The sequence below is a fragment of the Thermocatellispora tengchongensis genome (assembly GCF_014202315.1).
Lineage (GTDB): Bacteria > Actinomycetota > Actinomycetes > Streptosporangiales > Streptosporangiaceae > Thermocatellispora > Thermocatellispora tengchongensis.
In genome coordinates, this window is record NZ_JACHGN010000003.1 from 76,940 (window position 1) to 94,107 (window position 17,168).

Genomic DNA, 17,168 nt, shown 5'->3' on the forward strand with positions numbered 1-17,168 from the left:
CTCCTCAGCTCAGCCGCACGCGCGGGTCGATGACGGCGTACGCGGCGTCCACGACGATGTTGAACACGACGATGGCCGCCGCCGAGACCAGGACGACGCCCAGCAGCATGGGCAGGTCCTGGTTCACCACCGCCTTGATCGACAGCTCGCCGATGCCGTGCAGGCTGAACGTCTGCTCGGTGATGATCGCGCCGCCGAGCAGCGTGCCGAGGTCCACGCCGAAGATGGTGATGATCGGGCCCATCGCGCCACGCCAGGCGAAGCGCAGGAAGACCGTGCGCGAGGACATGCCCTTGGCCCGCGCCGTGCGCACGTAGTCCTCGCTGAGCTGCTCCACCATGGACGAGCGGGTCATGCGGGTGTAGTTGGCGGTGAAGATGATCGACAGCACCAGCCAGGGCAGCAGCAGGCCGCCCGCCCAGGCGAACGGGTCGGCGGTGAAGTCGTGGTACGCGGGCCGCTCCAGGACGCGGAGCCGGTCCACCAGCACCCAGGTCGCCAGCACGCCCACGAAGTAGATCTGCATCGAGGCGCCGACCAGTGACGCCGAGCTGGCGATCTTGTCCGCGGCCCGGCCCCGCCGCGCGGCGGCGATCATGCCGGTGCCCACCCCGAACAGCAGGAAGACCACCGCGGCTCCGATGGTCAGCGACAGGGTCGTGGGGAAGCGGTCCACGATCGCGTCGAAGATCGGCTCCTGGTTGACGAAGGAGTAGCCGAGGCAGGGCGCGTCGCAGTGGCCGTAGGTGAACTCGCGCCCGGCGAATATGCCCGCGAGCCAGTGCCAGTACTGCAGGAAGACCGGCTCGTCGATGCCCATGTTGTGCCGGACCAGCTCCAGGGTCTCCGGCGGGCAGATCTTGCCGCAGGCGAGCCTGGCCGGGTCGCGGGGGATGGCGAAGAACAGGAAGAACGTCACGGCGGTGATGATCAGCAAGATCACCAGTGCGCCGAGGATCCTGCGGACCAGGAAGTGGTACATGGGCTCTCCGGTCGGGCCCGGTGTGGGCGGGCGGCCCGCCCGCACCGGGCGGCGGTCACTGCTTCACGTAGACGTCGGTCGGGGACTGCTCGCCGGTGATCGGGTCGAACTCCACGCCGCCCAGGCCGGAGCCGTACAGGCCGAAGTAGGTCTGGTAGAACTCCGGCACGATCGGCGCCAGCTCCATGATCATCCGGTCCACCCTGGCCCACGCCTTGCCCGCCTCGGCCGGGTCGGTGATCTTGGCGGCCTCGTCGATGGCCGCGTTGACCTTCGGGTCGTTGAGGTGGGAGTAGTTCGGCGCCTGGTCGGCGATCTGCCGGCCGTCGTACGTCAGCGACAGCGAGGTGAAGCCGGTCGGCCAGTCGGCCGCCCAGCCGCCCCAGTAGACGTCGTACGGGTTGTTCACCATGCCGACCGCGTCGTAGAAGGTGGTGGGGTTCAGCGGCTTGGTGACCACCTTGAACCCGGCCTTCTCCAGTCCGGTCTTGATCGCCACCGCGGTCTTCTCCTGGGTCGGCGTCTGGTTGTAGGCGTAGACCAGGGTCGGGTTGGGCTGCCCCGCCTCCGCGAGCAGCTTCTTGGCCGCCTCGGGGTCGCCCTGCGGCCTGGTCTGCTGGCCGTACAGGTCGAAGGACTCGTAACCGAGCACCGTCGGGCTCATCACCGTGCTGGCGTACTTGCCGGCCCCCAGCTCGCCCCCTTGGAGCTGGCGCACCTGCTGCATCGGGAACGCCTTGATGATCGCCTGCCGCACCCGGACGTCCTTGATCCGGCTGGTGTTGATGTTGTAGAAGGTCGTGTACGGGGTCAGTCCCGAGACCGTGCGCCTCATCAGCTCCGGATCGCCGGTGACCTGCTGCAGCCGCTCGGTGGCGACCGGGTTGTGGAAGGTCATGGCGTTCTTGTCGTCGCCGTTGTCGGCGATGAAGCGGTCGGTCGACTGCAGCGCCTGGACCCCGAACTCCATGTGCCACTTGTCGGGATAGGCGTTGCGGATCGGATCGGTCGCCGGGTCCCAGTGCTCGTTGCGCTCCAGGTCCATCGACTTGTCCGTGACATGACTGACGATCTTGTACGGCCCGGAGGAGAACGGCTGCCGGTCGTACTTCTCCTTGGTGTCGTGCTTCTCGGGCACGATCCCGTAGCCGGTCATCGCCACGGTGAAGTTGAAGTCGGGGTGGGGCGCGTTGAGCGTGAACTCGATCGTCTTCTCGTCGACGGCCTTGATCGTGTCCAGGTGCTCGCCGTCGTACGGGCCCGTGTACTCCTTCCCCTCGGGCAGCAGCCACTGCTCGGCGTACGGCGGGCCCTCGGGGGTGAACGGGGCGAAGATGCGCTCGAAGGTGTGCTTGACGTCGGCCGTGGTGATCGGCGAGCCGTCCTGCCACTTCAGGCCGTCCTTGAGGGTGAAGCGCCAGGTCTTGCCGCCGTCCTCGGTCGTGCCCGGGTCCACCGCGAGGTCGCCGACCAGCTTGATGCTCCCGTCGTCACCGATCTTGTACTCGGTGAGCTGGCGGGTGAACAGCTTGGAGGCGGTGGCGTTGTAGTTGAGGTAGATCCGGGCCGGGTCCAGGTGGGAGAAGTCGTCGCGGTCGATCATGTTGACCGTGCCGCCCTTCACCGCGCCGGGCTCGGGCGCGGCCGGTCCCCGGGAGTCCTCGGCGGTGCCCACGCTGATCCTGGTCAGCGCCTGGACGTCCTGGCTCCTGCCCGCCGCGGCCGAGGGGGCCGGTCCGCCACCGCCTCCCTGGGCACAGGCCGAGAGCGCGAGAGCGCCCGCCGCGATCACCGCGACGCTCGCCGCGGCCCGCTTCCTCGGAGTGGTCATGTCGTCCTTTCCTTGCAGCATGGGGGGCTATCGACGCGTCTTGGGGTCGAGAGCGTCCCGCACGGAGTCCCCCAGCAGGTTGAAGGCGAGCACGAAGATCACCATCGCCACGCCGGGGAAGATCAGGAATGTGATGTCGTCGCGGTAGACCTCGGCGCCGCGCTGGATCATGCGCCCCCAGTCGGGGGTCGGCTCCACGATGCCGACGCCCAGGAACGACAGGCCCGCCTCCGTCGTGACGAACAGCGGGAGCAGCAGCGTCGCCTGGATGATGATCGGCGTCCACAGGTTGGGCAGCAGCTCCTTGAACACGATCCGCGCGGGGGAGGCGCCGCTGACCCTGGCCGCCTCCACGAACTCGCGCTCGCGCAGCGAGAGCACCTGGCCGCGCAGCAGGCGGGCGATCGTGGCCCAGCCGAACATGGTCAGCACGGTGATCAGCGACGCCGCGCGCAGCCAGGTCGGGGTCTCCTCCTGGGCCGAGACGAACACCGACTCGACCACGGGCATGAACGCGATGAAGAACAGGGTGGAGGGGAACGACAGCAGGATGTCGATCACCCGGCCCACGAGGTAGTCGGTCCTGCCGCCCGCGTAGCCGGCGGTGATGCCCACGACCACGCCGATGAGCGTGGTGAGCACGGTGGCGGCGCCGGCGATCAGCAGCGAGGTCCGGATGCCGTAGACCAGCAGCATGAACACGTCCCGTCCGAGTCCGGGCTCCAGGCCGAACCAGAACTCCGGACTGATGCCGCCGTTGGGCAGGATCGGATAGCCGAATTCGTTCAGCAGGCCCGGCCGCTCCTGGCCGTACTGGGTGTACGGGTCCTTGCCGTACACCCAGGAGATGAGCGGCGCGCAGATGGCGACGAGGAGGAAGAAGGCCACCACGACCGCCGACGCGACGCCGGTACGGTCGCGCCGGAAACGCAGCCACATCAGCCGGCCGGGGGAGCGGCCGGTCGTCACCGGCACGCTCGCCTTCGGGTCGGCCACCGGTTCGGCGGCGGTGCCGGGCGCTGCTGGTACAGGCGTGGTCATCGTGCTGCGGGCCCCCAAGGAAAGCGCCGGACGCGCCGCGCGCCCGGCCTTCAGGAACCATTGCAAAAAGCGTTGACGGAAATCAATGCCCTGGCCCACGATTTGACCGTGATCCCAGGTTTGTTGTGAAAAATAAACCGGGTTGTTCGCCGATTTTCGTTGACCGTTACGGCGGCGGCCTGCGATACTCGATATATCCTCCGAAGTGGTATTTCACGGTTCTGTGACATGACCATGATGCGATCGGCATATTTATCATCGAATATTGGCATTCACTGGAGTTCCGTGTGGTTCGCCCGGTCCGCGGCTGGGTAACCTCCCGCTTACGAGCGGATTGAGGCCGAGGCCGTGGAGGTCCGAGAGGTCCGAGAGGTGCGCGAGATGGACGTGCGCGAGACAGGCCACGCCGGCGACGCAGGCCGGGCCGGACAGGCGGGTGCGGGGCGGCCGGAGCGGGAGGATCTGGGCCTGTTCGGGCCGCGGTCGGTCACCTGGAAGGTGATGGGCGAGCCGATCCTGCTGGTCGGGGGCTTCCGCGCGCTGCTCATGCAGGGCCTGCACCCGCGCGCCATGCGCGGCGTGATCCAGAACTCCGCGCTCATGGACCCCGAGGAGGCGTGGGCCCGCTTCCAGCGCACCACCGAGTTCGTCCGGGTGCGCACGTACGGCACCCTGGCCGAGGTCGAGCGGGCCGGGGCGCGGGTGCGGCGCATCCACGCCGGCCTGACCGCGTACGACCCCGAGACCGGCGAGCGGTTCCGTCTCGACGACCCCGACGCCCTGCTGTGGGTGCACGTCGGCGAGGTCGACTCCTACCTGTCGGTGGCCCGCCGCGCCGGGGTCGGCCTCACCGACGCCGAGGCCGACCGGTTCGTCGCCGAATGGCGCCGCGCCGCCGAGGTCGTCGGCCTGCGCCCGGACGGCGTGCCCGGCTCGGTGGCCGAGATGCGCGCGTACATCGAGGCGCAGCGCCCCCGGCTGCACCGCGTGCCCGAGGCCGCCCACCCCCTGCTCAGCTCGCTCAGCACGCCGCTGCCGCGCCGCCTGCTGCCGCTCAAGCCCGCGATGCCGCTGATCACGCTGCTCGCCTTCGCGTCCCTGCCGCGCTGGGCCCGCAGGATGTACGGCCTGCCCGCCACGCCCCTGGAAGACCTGTGGGCCACCACCTCGCTGCGGGCGCTGCACCGCAGCCTCGGCCTGGTGCCCGCCCCGATGAGGTACGCCCCCGACGCCCTGCGCGCCCGCCGCCTAATGGCCGCCTGAGCACCACCCGTGGGCGCCGCGTCGCGCCCGCCGGCTGACCGGCCCGGGAACGATCCCGCTGGCCGGCCCGGGAACGATCCCGTCGGCCGGCCCGGGAACGATCCCACCGGCCACGCCGTCCGGGCCGGTCAGGTCCTTCTCCTGCTGTAGGGTCACCAGCGGCCCCACCTACCCCTCAGGAGATTTCGCCGAACATGGGCGCCAACCATTCCCACGGCCCCGCTGACACGGCCGGCGCCGGCCTGCCCGGCTCGCGGGCGACCGTACGGGTCACCCTGGCCGGCATCCTCACCCTGGCGCTCGCGACGCTGGCGGGCCTGATCTGGCTGTGGCCGGGCGACCCCGGCGGTGAAGGCGCGTCCTCCCCCCAGCTCCAGCGGGTCAAGGGCACGATCGTGCAGATCACCCTCACCCCCTGCCCGCAGGAGCCTCCCGTGGAAGGGGCGGGCGCGCAGACACCGCCGCCGAGCGACCCCGCGACGTGCGGCACCGCCAGGGTGAAGCTGACCAGCGGCGACCAGGCGGGCCGGAGCGTCACCGCGCAGTTGCCCAGCGGCCCCGGCGCGCAGCGGTTCACCACCGGCGACGACATCGTGCTCACCTACCTGCCCGGCGACACCCTGGAGGCGTCGCCGTACCAGATCTCCGACCACGATCGCTCGTTCCCGCTGCTGCTGGCCGGCGTCGCGTTCGCGCTCGCGGTGATCGCCTTCGGCCGCTGGCGCGGCCTCTCGGCGCTGGTCGGCCTGGCCATCACCTTCGTGCTGCTGCTGATGTTCCTGATCCCGGCGATCCTGGCCGGCGAGCCCCCGCTGCTGGTGGCCATCGTCGGCGCCTCGGCGATCATGTTGGCGGTGCTCTACCTGACCCACGGCTTCACGGTCACGACCTCGATCGCGATCATCGGCACCACGGTCAGCCTCGCGCTGACCGGCCTGCTGTCCTACCTCGCCATCGGCCTGGTCCGGCTCAACGGCATCACCGACGAGAGCTCCTTCTACCTCGACACCGGCTACCAGATCAACACCCAGGGCCTGCTGCTGGCGAGCATCATCATCGGCACCCTCGGCGTCCTCGACGACGTGACGGTCACCCAGGCGGTCACGGTGGCCGAACTCGCCCGCGCCAACCCCGCGTACGGCTTCGCCCGTCTCTACCGCGCCGCCGCCCGCATCGGCCGCGCCCACATCGCCTCGGTGATCAACACGATCGTCCTGGCCTACGCCGGCGCCTCCCTGCCCCTGCTGCTGCTGATCAGCGTGGGCCGCGAGCCGATCGGCCAGGTGGTGACCAACCCGGTGCTGGCCCAGGAGATCGTACGCAGCATCGTCGGCACCCTCGGCCTGATCGCGTCCGTCCCCATCACCACCGCCCTGGCCGCCGCCGCCACCCGCCGCACCACCACCCCCACCGCCGACCGTCCCCCCTCCAGGGCCCGCCACCGCCGCCGCGGCGACCGCACGGACGAACCCCCCTTCCCCAAGCCCGCCCACGCCCACGCCCACGCGGACGCCTTCGCCGCCCACGACCACCCGGCGGCGACCGGCCCTCGCCCCTCGCCCGCCCCGCCCCTGCCCGTCAGACGCACCCGCACAAGGCCCACTGAAGACCGCAACGGCCACCACCCACACCCCTGGTGACCCCCGCCGGATCGGGGCGCCTGGTGCCGGTGAGGTGGCTGCGGGTGGCCGCCGAGAGAAGCCGCGGTCGGCGCGCTCTTCGGCGCGAGGTTGCCGCGCGTGAGCCGAGCCGGCCGTCTCTTCGGGCGGAGGTAAGGCTTGTGCCGGGCACCGTAGGCGGCCCGCACGAGGGCTGTCGACGGGGGAGGCGTCGCCGCCTGCGGCCAAGACGAATCCCACTCGGCCACGGGCCGTCGAATCTCGTCCGGTATCGGGAGGTGGGGCGGTGCCGGTGTGTTGGCTTCGGCCGGCCGTCGTGGGAACCCCCGCCGGCGCGCTTCCACGTGGTGGTCACCGCCCGGCGAGAGACCGGCCTGCCGCTTCTGTGGCGGCGTTCGGTGTGTGCCTGGCCGGGCCGTCGTCTGGCCTCTCCCTGCCATGGGGGAGGGCTGGGGCTCCGGGTTGGGGGAGAGGGGGCTGGAGCTGGGGGTTTGCCGGTGCCTAGCTAGCGCTTGGTGGTTTTTGGGGAGCCGGTCGCGGGTGGTTTTCCGGGCGTGGCACACTGGGGACAGAGCAAGCGTGCTCCGGGGTCGGTGAAATTCCGAGCCGGCGGTGAAAGTCCGCGACCCGTCCGCAGCCAGCGGCCGGTTGACCCGGTGGAACTCCGGGACCGACGGTGAGAGTCCGGATGGGAGGCAGCACGCGAGCGGCAGGCGCCGCCCCTCGGGCGTCCCGGCCGCGTTGCGGCGCATCATGTGCGCCATCTCCCCGGGGCCCGCCAGGCTGACGAAGGCTACTGGCGACTTGGAGGCCCAGGGTGACCCAGCAGGGTGACACGCGCGCCGGCCGCGCGCACTCCTCGCCGAGCCGCGAACCAGGAGGAGTGTGCATGTTCACCGGAATCGTGGAGGAACTCGGCCGGGTGGTGGCGGTCGAGCCGCGCCGCGACGCCGCCCGGCTCTCGATCGGCGGCGAGGTCGTCACCTCCGACGCGCGGCACGGCGACTCGATCTCCGTCAACGGCGTGTGCCTGACCGTCGCGGCGGTCGCGGACGGGGTGTTCGAGTGCGACGTCATGCGCGAGACCCTCGACCGCAGCTCGCTGGGCGCGCTGCGGCCGGGCGAGAGGGTCAACCTGGAGCGCGCCGTGCGCGCCGACCAGCGCCTCGGCGGGCACATCGTCCAGGGGCACGTTGACGGCACCGGCGAGCTGCTGGACCGCGAGCGCGCCGAGCACTGGGACGTCGTGCGCTTCTCGCTGCCCGCCGGGCTGAGCCGCTACGTCGTGGAGAAGGGCTCGATCGCCGTGGACGGCGTGAGCCTGACGGTGACCGGCGTGGGCGACGGCGAGTTCAGCGTGTCGCTGATCCCCACCACGCTCGACGGCACCACCCTCGGCCGCAGGAGTCCGGGCGACCGGGTCAACCTGGAGGTCGATGTCATCGCCAAGTACGTCGAACGGCTTCTCGCGCCGCGCCAGGCGGAGGCCGCGCGATGAACCGCATCGTGCTGGACCCGATCGAGCGGGCCGTCGCCGACGTCCGCGAGGGCAGGGCCGTCGTGGTCGTGGACGACGAGAACCGCGAGAACGAGGGCGACATCATCTTCGCCGCCTCGGCGGCCACGCCCGAGCTGGTGGCCTTCACCACCCGCTACGGCAGCGGCGTGATCTGCGTGCCCATGCTCGGCGAGGACCTGGACCGGCTCGGCCTGCCCCTGATGGTCGCCGACAACCGCGAGGCCATGCGCACCGCCTTCACCGTCAGCGTGGACGTCCGCGAAGGCGTCAGCACCGGCATCTCGGCCGCCGACCGGGCCAGGACCATCCGGGCGCTGAGCGACCCGGACACCAAGCCCTCCGAGCTGGTACGCCCCGGGCACATCTTCCCGCTGCGCTACCGCGAGGGCGGCGTGCTCGCCCGGCGCGGTCACACCGAGGCGGCGGTCGATCTGGCCGTGCTCGCCGGGCTCCCGCCCGCCGGGGTGCTGTGCGAGGTGGTCAACGACGACGGCACCATGAAGCGGCTGCCCGAGCTGCGCGCGTTCGCCGACGAGCACGACCTCGCGCTGGTGTCGATCGAGCAGCTCGCCGACTACCGGCGCCGGATCGAGCGCGTCGTCACCCGGGTCGCCGAGACCCGGCTGCCCAACCGCCACGGCATGTGGCGCGCGTACGGCTACGCCAGCTCCCTCGACGGTGGCGAGCACGTCGCGCTGGTCTACGGCGACCTGGGCGACGGCGAGAACGTGCTGGTGCGGGCGCACTCCGAGTGCCTGACCGGCGACGTGTTCGGCTCGCTGCGCTGCGACTGCGGGGTGCAGCTCGACCGGTCGATGGCGGCCATCGCGGCCGAGGGGCGGGGGGTGATCGTCTACCTGCGCGGGCACGAGGGCCGCGGCATCGGGCTGCTGGCCAAGCTGCGGGCGTACGGGCTGCAGGACAACGGCAGCGACACGGTGGACGCCAACCTGGAGCTGGGCCTGCCCGTGGACGCGCGCGAGTTCTCCAACGCCGGGCACATCCTCGGCGACCTCGGCGTGAAGTCGATCAGGCTGCTGACCAACAACCCGGCCAAGCTGCGCGGCATGGACGGCTACGGCATCAAGGTCCTGGGCCGCGAGCCCATGGCCGCCGCGGTCAACCCGCACAACCGCCGCTACCTGTCGGCCAAGCGCGAGCGGCTGGGCCACGAGATCCCGGAGGTGGAGCTGTGAGCGGCGAGGGGCGTCCGGCGGCGGAGCCGGTGGAGGCGGGCGAGCTGACCGTCGGCATCGTCGCCGCCCGCTGGCACGAGCAGATCACCGACACCCTGGTGGCGCGGGCGGTGCGCGCCGCCGGCGACAGCGGCGCGCGGTGCACGGTGGTGCGGGTCGCGGGCTCGCTGGAGATCCCGGTGGTCGCGCAGGCGCTGGCCCGCTCGCACGACGCCGTCGTGGCGCTCGGCGCGGTGATCCGCGGTGAGACCGCCCACTTCGACTACGTCTGCGACTCGGTGACGGCCGGGCTGACCCGCGTCTCGCTGGACGAGGGCACCCCGGTCGGCAACGGCGTGCTCACCTGCGACACCCTCGACCAGGCGCTCGAACGCTCCGGCCTGCCCGGCAGCAAGGAGGACAAGGGCTACGAGGCGACGGTCGCCGCCCTGGAGACCGCCCTGGTCCTGCGCGGCCTGCGCGGATGACGGCGTACGGCGTCCGCTCCCGCGACGGCGGCCGGCGTGGATGACACCGGAATGGGGGACGGGCGGCCAGGTGGGGTAGGTTTCGATCGATCCGCAGTCCAGCGAGCCGATGGAGAGACCCGTTCGATGCCCGAGCCCGTGCCGCCGCCGTCCCTGCCCGTCACCTGGCGGCCACGCAGGGGGAGGATCGCCGCGTACACCGCGGCCACGGTGATCGTCGTGGGATCGATCGTCTTCGCCGTCGTGCTGCCCGAGCCGTTCACGCTCGCCGACAAGATCGCGATGGTGGGGCTCGGCTGCCTGATGGCCGCCGTGCTCCACCTGCTCGGCCGGTGCCGCGTGGTGGCCGACGACGAGGGCGTCACGGTGGTCAACCCGGTGCGCACCCACCGCTACTCCTGGCCGGAGGTGCTGGACGTCACCCTGATCGAGGGCGAGCCCTGGGCGAAGATCGACTTCAGCGACGGCGCCACCGTCGGCGCGATGGGCATCATGGGCTCGGAGAAGGCGCTGGCCCGGCGCCAGGCCGCCGAGCTGGACGCGCTGATCCGGCTGCGCGCCGAGGCGCGGGGCCCGGCCGACCCGCCCGCCTGATCCCCGTTACGCCCGGGTGGGCGTAGCCTGAGGGAGTGCTGCGCGAGACTGGCGGAATACCCCATACGTCTGAGATCGACTCGCCTCGGCGGCTCGCCGAGCTGCTGGACGAGCACGCCTACCTCGCCGACGAGGGGCTCGCCACGGCCTGCTTCCTGGCGCTGCGCATGGGACGCCCGCTGTTCCTCGAAGGCGAGGCGGGGGTGGGCAAGACCGAGCTGGCCAAGACCCTGGCCGCGGTGCTGGGGGCGCCGCTGATCCGGCTGCAGTGCTACGAGGGCCTGGACGCCGCCCAGGCCCTGTACGACTGGGACTTCGCCCGCCAGATCCTGCACCTCAAGGCCGCCGAGGCCGCCGGGATCACCGACGCGGCCCGCCTGGAGGGCGAGCTGTACGACCGGCGCTTCCTGATCGCCCGCCCGCTGCTCAAGGCCCTGGAGACCCAGCCCAGCGTGCTGCTGGTGGACGAGATCGACCGGGGCGACGACGAGTTCGAGGCGTTCCTGCTGGAGATCCTGTCCGACTACACGATCTCGATCCCGGAGCTGGGCACGATCCGCGCCGAGCGGCCCCCGGTCGTGGTGGTCACCAGCAACCGCACCCGCGACGTGCACGACGCGCTCAAGCGGCGCTGCCTGTACCACTGGCTGGAGCACCCCTCCTTCGACCGCGAGGTGTCGATCCTGATGCGCCGCCTGCCCGGCTGCACCGCCGCGCTGGCCGAGCAGGTCGCCCGCGCCGCCGAGCGGCTGCGCGCCGCCGACCTGGCCAAGCCGCCGGGCATCGCCGAGACGCTCGACTGGGCCGAGGCGCTGCTCACCCTCGGCGCCAGGGACCTCGACCCCGGCCTCGCCGCGGCCACGCTGGGCGCGGTGCTCAAGCACCGCGAGGACCAGGCGGTCGCGCTCAGGAACGGCATCCTCGGCCGTGCCTGAGCGCGGCGCGTTCCCGGGCATGCCGCACCACGGCGCCCGTCCGGGCGTGTCCGGGCACACCGCGTCCCCGGGCGCGTCCGGGCACACTGCGTCCCCGGGCACGTCCCCGGGCCCGCGCCGTGACGGCGGCGGTGGGCTGGTCGCGACCGTGACCGGCTTCGCCCGTACGCTGCGCGCCGCCGGCGTCGGCGCCGACCACGAGCGCACCCAGAACATGCTGCGCGCGCTGGCCGTGCTGGACGTCGCCGAACCCGCCGACGTCTACTGGGCGGGCCGGGTGACCCTGTGCGCCTCGCCCGACGACCTGCCGCGCTACGACCGGTGCTTCGAGGCGTACTTCGCCGGACGCCGGGCGGTGCCGCGGCCCGCGGGCATGCCGGCGGTCACCGTCACCCGGCACATGGCCGCCCTCGACGGCGACGGCGGGCGCGACGACGACCGCGACCGCGACGAGGACGCGGAGGCCGCCGCGGCGCGCGCCAGCCGGATCGAGGTGCTGCGCCACCGCGACGTCGCCGCGCTCACCCCGGCCGAGCGGGCCGAGATCCACCGCATGCTCGCCCTGCTGGCCCGGGGCCGGGAGCAGCGCAGGTCACGCCGCTTCAGCCCGGCGCGCCGCGGCCCGCTCGACGAGCGGCGCACCATCAGGGAGGCCCTGCGCCGCGGCGGCGAGGTGGCCGCGCTGCGCCGCCGCGCCCACCGCACCCGCCCGCGCAAGGTCGTGCTGCTCATCGACGTCAGCGGCTCCATGGCCCCCTACGCCGACACGCTGCTGCGCCTCGCGCACGCCCTGGTCAGGTCCGAGCCGCGCGCCACCCGCGCGTACACGGTCGGCACCCGGCTGACCGCGGTCACCGCCGAGCTGCGCCACCGCGACCCCGGCCTGGCCATGAACGCGGTCTCGGCGGCCATCCCCGACTGGAGCGGCGGCACCCGGCTCGGCGAGGAGCTGAAGGAGTTCCTGGCCCTGCACGAGGCGCGCGGCGCGACCGTGGTGATCGCCTCCGACGGCTGGGAGCGCGGCGACGCGGGCCTGCTGGGCGCCCAGATGGCCCGGCTGTCGCGGCTCGCGCACCGCGTGGTGTGGGTCAACCCGCACAAGGGCCACGAGGGCTACCGGCCGCTCACGGCCGGCATGCGCGCGGCGTTGCCGTACATCGACGACTTCGTGGCCGGGCACAGCCTGGCCGCGTACGAGGAACTCGCGGAGAGGTTGTCCCATGCGTGACGTGCTCACCCAGATCGTGCGGTGGTGGGAGTCGGGGGAGAAGTTCGGGCTCGCCACCGTCGTCAACACCTTCCGCAGCGCGCCCCGCCCGCCCGGCGCGTCCATGGCGGTCCTGGGCGACGAGGCGGTCGGCAGCGTGTCCGGCGGCTGCGTCGAGGGCGCGGTGTACGAGCTGGCGCGCGAGGTCGCCGGCACCGGCGAGGCGGTTCTGCAGCGCTACGGCGTCAGCGACGACGACGCGTTCTCCGTCGGGCTGACCTGCGGCGGCATCATCGACATCCTGGTCGAGCAGGTCTCCAGGGACACCTACCCGGAGCTGGGCGAGATCGCCGCGTCGATCGCGGCCCGCGAGCCGGTCGCGGTCGCCACCGTGGTGTCCGGGCCGGGCAGGGTCGGCGCCCGGCGCGTCATCTGGCCCGATCGCGCCTCCGGCTCCCTCGGCGTGCGCCGCCTGGACGACGCCGTGGACGACGACGCCCGCGGCATGCTCGCCCAGGGCCTGACCGGCATCCGCCGCTACGGCCCGCAGGGCGAGCGCCGCCTGGACGACCTGTCGGTGTTCGTGCACTCCTACGCCCCGCCGCCGCGCATGCTGGTCTTCGGCGCCATCGACTTCGCCGCCGCCGTGGCCAGGATCGGCAAGTTCCTCGGCTACCACGTGGTCGTGTGCGACGCCCGGCCGGTCTTCGCCACCGCCAAGCGCTTCCCCGAGGCCGACGAGGTGGTGGTCAAGTGGCCGCACGACTACCTCACCTCGACCACGGTGGACGAGCGCACCGTGATCACCGTGCTCACGCACGACCCGAAGTTCGACGTGCCCCTGCTGGAGGTCGCCCTGCGCGGCCCCGCGGCGTACGTGGGCGCGATGGGCTCACGCCGTACCCACGAGGACCGGCTGGAGCGGCTGCGCGAGGCCGGCCTGACCGAGCGGGAGCTGGCCCGGCTCCGCTCGCCGATCGGCCTCGACCTCGGCGCCCGCACCCCCGAGGAGACCGCCGTGGCCATCGCCGCCGAGCTGATCCAGCTCCGCTGGGGCGGCTCGGGCCGCCCCCTGACCGACACCACGGGCCGTATCCACGGCGACACATGACGCGTGTCGCCCCCCGCGCGGGCCCGCGAGGGTGAAGACTGAGACGATGAACCATTCGGCATCGACGGCCGGGCTGCTGCTCGCGGCGGGGTCGGGCAGCCGCCTGGGCAGGCCCAAGGCGCTGGTCGAGGTCGCGGGCGAGACCCTGGTCGAGCGTGGCGTGCGCGTGCTGCACGACGGGGGGTGCCATCCGGTCGTGGTGGTGCTCGGCGCCGCCATGGTGCAGGTGCGCGGCGCGGTGGCGGTGCACAACCCCGACTGGCGCAGCGGGATGGGGTCGTCGCTGCGGGCGGGCCTGTCCGCGCTGCCTCCGGGGGCCGAGCGGGTGGTGATCGCGCTGGTGGACCAGCCGAAGGTGGGCGCGGAGGCCGTGCGGCGGCTGATCGCGGCGGCGCGCGAGGGCGCGACGGTCGCCGTGGCCACGTACGGCGGGCAGCCGCGCAACCCGGTGCTGATCTCCCGCGAGCACCTGGCCGAGGTCGCCGCCACGGCCGTGGGCGACGTGGGCGCCCGCGCCTTCCTGCGGGCCCACCCCGAGCTGGTCACCCCCGTCCCCTGCGACGACGTGGCCGACCCGGCCGACATCGACACCCCCGAGGACCTGTCGGCCTTCCTGGGGCGGGACGAGGCCGGCCGCCCGCGCGCCGCCACCTGACTTCCGGGCTTTCCGGGCACCTGGGTGATGCTCGCGGGGGCGGGCGGGATACCCTGGCGGACGGGAAACCGAACATAATTCTGTGTTCCGTCGGCTGGAGGGATCGCGCATGCGCATCGGTATGGCTCTGGGGTACGCCGGGGGGTTCAAGGAGACCGTGGCCGCGCTGGCCGACTACGAGAAGGCCGGGCTGGACATCGTGTACGTCGCCGAGGCGTACTCGTTCGACGCGGTCAGCCAGCTCGGCTACATCGCGGCCAGGACGGAGCGGCTGGAGATCGCCTCCGGCATCCTGCCGATCTACTCGCGCACCCCGACCCTGCTCGCCATGACCGCGGCCGGGCTCGACTACGTCTCCGACGGGCGGTTCACGCTCGGCATCGGCACCTCCGGGCCGCAGGTGATCGAGGGGTTCCACGGCGTGCCGTACACCGCGCCGATCGGGCGCACGCGCGAGGTCATCGAGATCTGCCGCAAGGTGTGGCGGCGGGAGCGGGTGGTGCACGACGGCAAGCACTACACGCTGCCCCTGCCCGAGGAGCGGGGGACCGGCCTGGGCAAGCCGCTCAAGCTGATCAACCACCCGGTGCGCGAGCGCATCCCGATCATGGTGGCGGCCATCGGGCCCAAGAACGTCGAGATGACCGCCGAGATCGCCGAGGGCTGGGAGCCGATCTTCTACGTGCCGGAGAAGGCGGCGGACGTGTGGGGGGCCTCCCTGGCGGCGGGCAAGGCCAGGCGGGACCCCGCGCTGGGCGAGCTGGACGTCGTCGCGCACGCCACGCTGGCCATCGGCGAGGACGTCGCGCACGTGCGCGACACCGGGCGTCCCATGCTCGCGCTGTACATCGGCGGCATGGGCGCCAAGGGCCGCAACTTCTACAACGACCTGGCCCGCCGCTACGGCTACGAGAAGGAGGCCGAGCGCATCCAGGAGCTGTACCTGGAGGGCAAGAAGGAGGAGGCCGCGGCCCTGGTGCCCGCCGACCTGCTGGAGAAGACCTCGCTCGTCGGGCCCGAGGGCTTCGTGCGCGAGCGTATCGAGGCGCTGCGCGAGTCGGGCGTCACCACGATCAACGTCGCCCCGGTCGCGCCCACCCACGAGGAGCGGGTGCGCCTGATCGAGCGGATCAAGGAGCTCGCCGCCTGAGCCCGGTCAGGGGCGCCACTCCTCCCGGTAGTCGGAGTGGTCGGCATAGGGCAGGGCGAGAAGGCGGAGCTGGAGCCAGGCCAGGTCGCCCGCCCCGCCGAAGCCGGGGGCGGCGGCGTACGGCTCGATGGTCTGCGCGAGCAGCCGCCGCTGCGCCTCCACCGCCTCCAGCGCCCGCCCCGGGTCGTGCCGGGCGATGTGCGGGCCGACCAGCGGATCGACCCGGGCCACGTCGTCGCGCGGCTCGGCGCTCTTGACCCGCTGCCCGGGGCCGTGCCACCACCAGCGCCGCCCGTGGGGGCTGGTGGCGGCCAGCCGCGCGTCGCGTTCGTCCTCGTCCAGCCGCGCCCGGAGAAACGCGATCAGCTCGGCGGCGGCGGCGCTCTGCTCGGCCATGTGCGGGATCCTCGTCGGTCTCGTGGTCTGACACGCATCCTGCCCGGATACACCTTGCCACTCGACGGTGGCGCGCGCCTCCCGCACGGCGCCGGACGTAGCCGTACATTTGCCGCATGACCGCCACCCACGCCGCCCGCCGCGCCCGCCTGGCCGCCGCGCTCGCCGCCGCCGAGGTGGACGCGCTGCTCGTCACCAAGGGCGTCAACGTGCGCTACCTCACCGGCCTGGCCAGCTCCAACGCCGCCGTCCTGGTACGCGCCGACGCCACGGCCGCGCTCGCCACCGACGCCCGCTACATCGAGACCGCCCGGAACCTCTGCGGCGACGTGGAGGAGATCGTCCAGGAGCGGGACGTGGCCGGGGCCCTGGCCGGCTCCGCCGCCGCGGCGGGCCTGCGGCTCGGCGTCGAGGCCGAGCACCTGTCCGTCGCCGCGTACGACCGGCTGCCCGGCGCGCCCGAACGCACCGCCGGCCTGGTGGAGGAGCTGCGCGCGGTCAAGGACGAGGAGGAGATCGCGCTGATCCGGGCCGCGTGCGCGATCACCGACCAGGCGTTCGCCGACGTGCTGCCCGCCATCGCGCCGGGCATGACCGAGCGCGAGATCGCCCGGGCCCTGGAGTTCCGGATGATGGAGCTGGGCGCCGACAAGCCCGCCTTCGACTCGATCGTGGCCGCCGGCCCCAACGGCTCCGTGCCGCACCACGCGCCCTCCGACCGGCCCGTCGCCCGCGGCGACCTGATCACCATGGACTTCGGCGCGCTGCGCGACGGCTACCACGCCGACATGACCCGCACGGTCGCGCTCGGCGAGCCCGCCGCCTGGCAGCGCGAGCTGTACGACCTGGTGCGCGAGGCCCAGCGCGCCGGGCGGCACGCCGTGCGCCCCGGCGCGAGCGCCCACGACGTGGACGCCGCCGCCCGCTCCGTCATCGCCGCCGCCGGGCACGGCGAGCACTTCGGGCACGGCCTCGGCCACGGCGTCGGCCTGGAGATCCATGAGGTGCCGTTCCTCGGCCCTGATAAGCCCGGTAGGATGGAGGATCGAGTTCCGATCACCGTTGAGCCCGGGGTCTACCTTCCCGGCAGGGGCGGGGTCCGCATCGAGGACACGCTTGTGACGCGTGCCGACCGACCGGAGCTCCTCACCCGGACGACCAAGGATCTGCTGGTCCTGTAGCAGCAGGAGCGGCAGCCGTAC

16 protein-coding genes and 1 riboswitch are annotated in these 17,168 nt (G+C 72.7%); of the genes, 12 read left to right on the plus strand and 4 right to left on the minus strand.

Annotated features, from left to right (window positions below):
• Positions 1-4: 4 nt before the first annotated feature.
• The 3 genes from HNP84_RS06790 to HNP84_RS06800 are packed head-to-tail and all read right to left on the minus strand — an operon-like array spanning position 5 to position 3,854.
• The gene (locus HNP84_RS06790; RefSeq protein ID WP_185048540.1) at positions 5-982 is read right to left on the minus strand and encodes an ABC transporter permease; all 978 of its coding nucleotides are present in this window, start codon (positions 980-982) and stop codon (positions 5-7) included.
• Positions 983-1,037: 55 nt separating this feature from the next.
• Positions 1,038-2,813 (minus strand): ABC transporter substrate-binding protein, encoded by a 1,776-nt coding sequence (locus HNP84_RS06795; protein WP_185048541.1) that lies wholly within the window; start codon positions 2,811-2,813, stop codon positions 1,038-1,040.
• 27 nt (positions 2,814-2,840) lie between these two features.
• Entirely contained in the window at positions 2,841-3,854 is a 1,014-nt protein-coding gene (locus HNP84_RS06800) for an ABC transporter permease (RefSeq protein WP_185048542.1), read from the minus strand.
• A gap of 348 nt (positions 3,855-4,202) precedes the next feature.
• Between HNP84_RS06800 and HNP84_RS06805 the strand changes: the two genes are divergently transcribed.
• From HNP84_RS06805 to HNP84_RS06855, 11 genes are all read left to right on the plus strand, one after another.
• The gene (locus HNP84_RS06805) at positions 4,203-5,117 is read left to right on the plus strand and encodes an oxygenase MpaB family protein (protein ID WP_312924026.1); all 915 of its coding nucleotides are present in this window, start codon (positions 4,203-4,205) and stop codon (positions 5,115-5,117) included.
• 194 nt (positions 5,118-5,311) lie between these two features.
• Complete coding sequence (locus HNP84_RS06810; protein ID WP_185048543.1) at positions 5,312-6,757, plus strand: YibE/F family protein; 1,446 nt, start codon at positions 5,312-5,314, stop codon at positions 6,755-6,757.
• 554 nt (positions 6,758-7,311) lie between these two features.
• Positions 7,312-7,442: riboswitch (FMN riboswitch) on the plus strand.
• Between the two features lie 183 nt (positions 7,443-7,625).
• Positions 7,626-8,234 (plus strand): riboflavin synthase, encoded by a 609-nt coding sequence (locus HNP84_RS06815; RefSeq protein ID WP_185048544.1) that lies wholly within the window; start codon positions 7,626-7,628, stop codon positions 8,232-8,234.
• On the plus strand, positions 8,231-9,451 hold the full coding sequence (locus HNP84_RS06820) for a bifunctional 3,4-dihydroxy-2-butanone-4-phosphate synthase/GTP cyclohydrolase II (protein ID WP_221335966.1): 1,221 nt from the start codon (positions 8,231-8,233) through the stop codon (positions 9,449-9,451). The genes HNP84_RS06815 and HNP84_RS06820 overlap by 4 nt, the downstream gene beginning before the upstream one ends.
• Positions 9,448-9,918: a 6,7-dimethyl-8-ribityllumazine synthase gene (gene ribH, locus HNP84_RS06825; protein ID WP_185048545.1), complete on the plus strand. Its 471-nt coding sequence runs from the start codon at positions 9,448-9,450 to the stop codon at positions 9,916-9,918. The genes HNP84_RS06820 and ribH overlap by 4 nt, the downstream gene beginning before the upstream one ends.
• Positions 9,919-10,044: 126 nt before the next feature.
• Positions 10,045-10,512 carry a PH domain-containing protein gene (locus tag HNP84_RS06830; RefSeq protein ID WP_185048546.1) on the plus strand — a complete coding sequence of 156 codons (468 nt, stop codon included), beginning with the start codon at positions 10,045-10,047 and terminating at the stop codon, positions 10,510-10,512.
• Positions 10,513-10,547: 35 nt separating this feature from the next.
• Complete coding sequence (locus HNP84_RS06835; protein WP_376771825.1) at positions 10,548-11,447, plus strand: AAA family ATPase; 900 nt, start codon at positions 10,548-10,550, stop codon at positions 11,445-11,447.
• Entirely contained in the window at positions 11,440-12,675 is a 1,236-nt protein-coding gene (locus tag HNP84_RS06840; protein WP_312924027.1) for a vWA domain-containing protein, read from the plus strand. Before HNP84_RS06835 ends, HNP84_RS06840 begins: the two co-directional genes overlap by 8 nt.
• Positions 12,668-13,765: an XdhC family protein gene (locus tag HNP84_RS06845; RefSeq protein ID WP_185048547.1), complete on the plus strand. Its 1,098-nt coding sequence runs from the start codon at positions 12,668-12,670 to the stop codon at positions 13,763-13,765. The genes HNP84_RS06840 and HNP84_RS06845 overlap by 8 nt, the downstream gene beginning before the upstream one ends.
• A gap of 46 nt (positions 13,766-13,811) precedes the next feature.
• Complete coding sequence (locus HNP84_RS06850) at positions 13,812-14,420, plus strand: nucleotidyltransferase family protein (RefSeq protein ID WP_185048548.1); 609 nt, start codon at positions 13,812-13,814, stop codon at positions 14,418-14,420.
• A 109-nt stretch (positions 14,421-14,529) separates the two neighbouring features.
• On the plus strand, positions 14,530-15,570 hold the full coding sequence (locus HNP84_RS06855) for an LLM class F420-dependent oxidoreductase (protein WP_185048549.1): 1,041 nt from the start codon (positions 14,530-14,532) through the stop codon (positions 15,568-15,570).
• Positions 15,571-15,576: 6 nt separating this feature from the next.
• Here HNP84_RS06855 and HNP84_RS06860 read toward each other — a convergent pair whose 3' ends face one another.
• Positions 15,577-15,966, minus strand: a complete 390-nt coding sequence (locus HNP84_RS06860) for a DUF6221 family protein (protein WP_185048550.1) — start codon at positions 15,964-15,966, stop codon at positions 15,577-15,579.
• Positions 15,967-16,082: 116 nt separating this feature from the next.
• On the opposite strand from HNP84_RS06860, the gene HNP84_RS06865 reads away from it, so the two are divergent.
• On the plus strand, positions 16,083-17,147 hold the full coding sequence (locus HNP84_RS06865) for a M24 family metallopeptidase (protein ID WP_185048551.1): 1,065 nt from the start codon (positions 16,083-16,085) through the stop codon (positions 17,145-17,147).
• Positions 17,148-17,168 lie beyond the last annotated feature (21 nt).

What these genes read in the sequence shown, in the direction of transcription:
- HNP84_RS06790 (WP_185048540.1), bottom strand. Translation starts at nt 982, where the DNA reads ATGTACCACTTCCTGGTCCGCAGGATCCTCGGCGCACTGGTGATCTTG.
- HNP84_RS06795 (WP_185048541.1), bottom strand. Translation starts at nt 2,813, where the DNA reads ATGACCACTCCGAGGAAGCGGGCCGCGGCGAGCGTCGCGGTGATCGCG.
- HNP84_RS06800 (WP_185048542.1), bottom strand. Translation starts at nt 3,854, where the DNA reads ATGACCACGCCTGTACCAGCAGCGCCCGGCACCGCCGCCGAACCGGTG.
- HNP84_RS06810 (WP_185048543.1), top strand. Translation starts at nt 5,312, where the DNA reads ATGGGCGCCAACCATTCCCACGGCCCCGCTGACACGGCCGGCGCCGGC.
- HNP84_RS06815 (WP_185048544.1), top strand. Translation starts at nt 7,626, where the DNA reads ATGTTCACCGGAATCGTGGAGGAACTCGGCCGGGTGGTGGCGGTCGAG.
- HNP84_RS06820 (WP_221335966.1), top strand. Translation starts at nt 8,231, where the DNA reads ATGAACCGCATCGTGCTGGACCCGATCGAGCGGGCCGTCGCCGACGTC.
- HNP84_RS06830 (WP_185048546.1), top strand. Translation starts at nt 10,045, where the DNA reads ATGCCCGAGCCCGTGCCGCCGCCGTCCCTGCCCGTCACCTGGCGGCCA.
- HNP84_RS06845 (WP_185048547.1), top strand. Translation starts at nt 12,668, where the DNA reads ATGCGTGACGTGCTCACCCAGATCGTGCGGTGGTGGGAGTCGGGGGAG.
- HNP84_RS06850 (WP_185048548.1), top strand. Translation starts at nt 13,812, where the DNA reads ATGAACCATTCGGCATCGACGGCCGGGCTGCTGCTCGCGGCGGGGTCG.
- HNP84_RS06855 (WP_185048549.1), top strand. Translation starts at nt 14,530, where the DNA reads ATGCGCATCGGTATGGCTCTGGGGTACGCCGGGGGGTTCAAGGAGACC.
- HNP84_RS06860 (WP_185048550.1), bottom strand. Translation starts at nt 15,966, where the DNA reads ATGGCCGAGCAGAGCGCCGCCGCCGCCGAGCTGATCGCGTTTCTCCGG.
- HNP84_RS06865 (WP_185048551.1), top strand. Translation starts at nt 16,083, where the DNA reads ATGACCGCCACCCACGCCGCCCGCCGCGCCCGCCTGGCCGCCGCGCTC.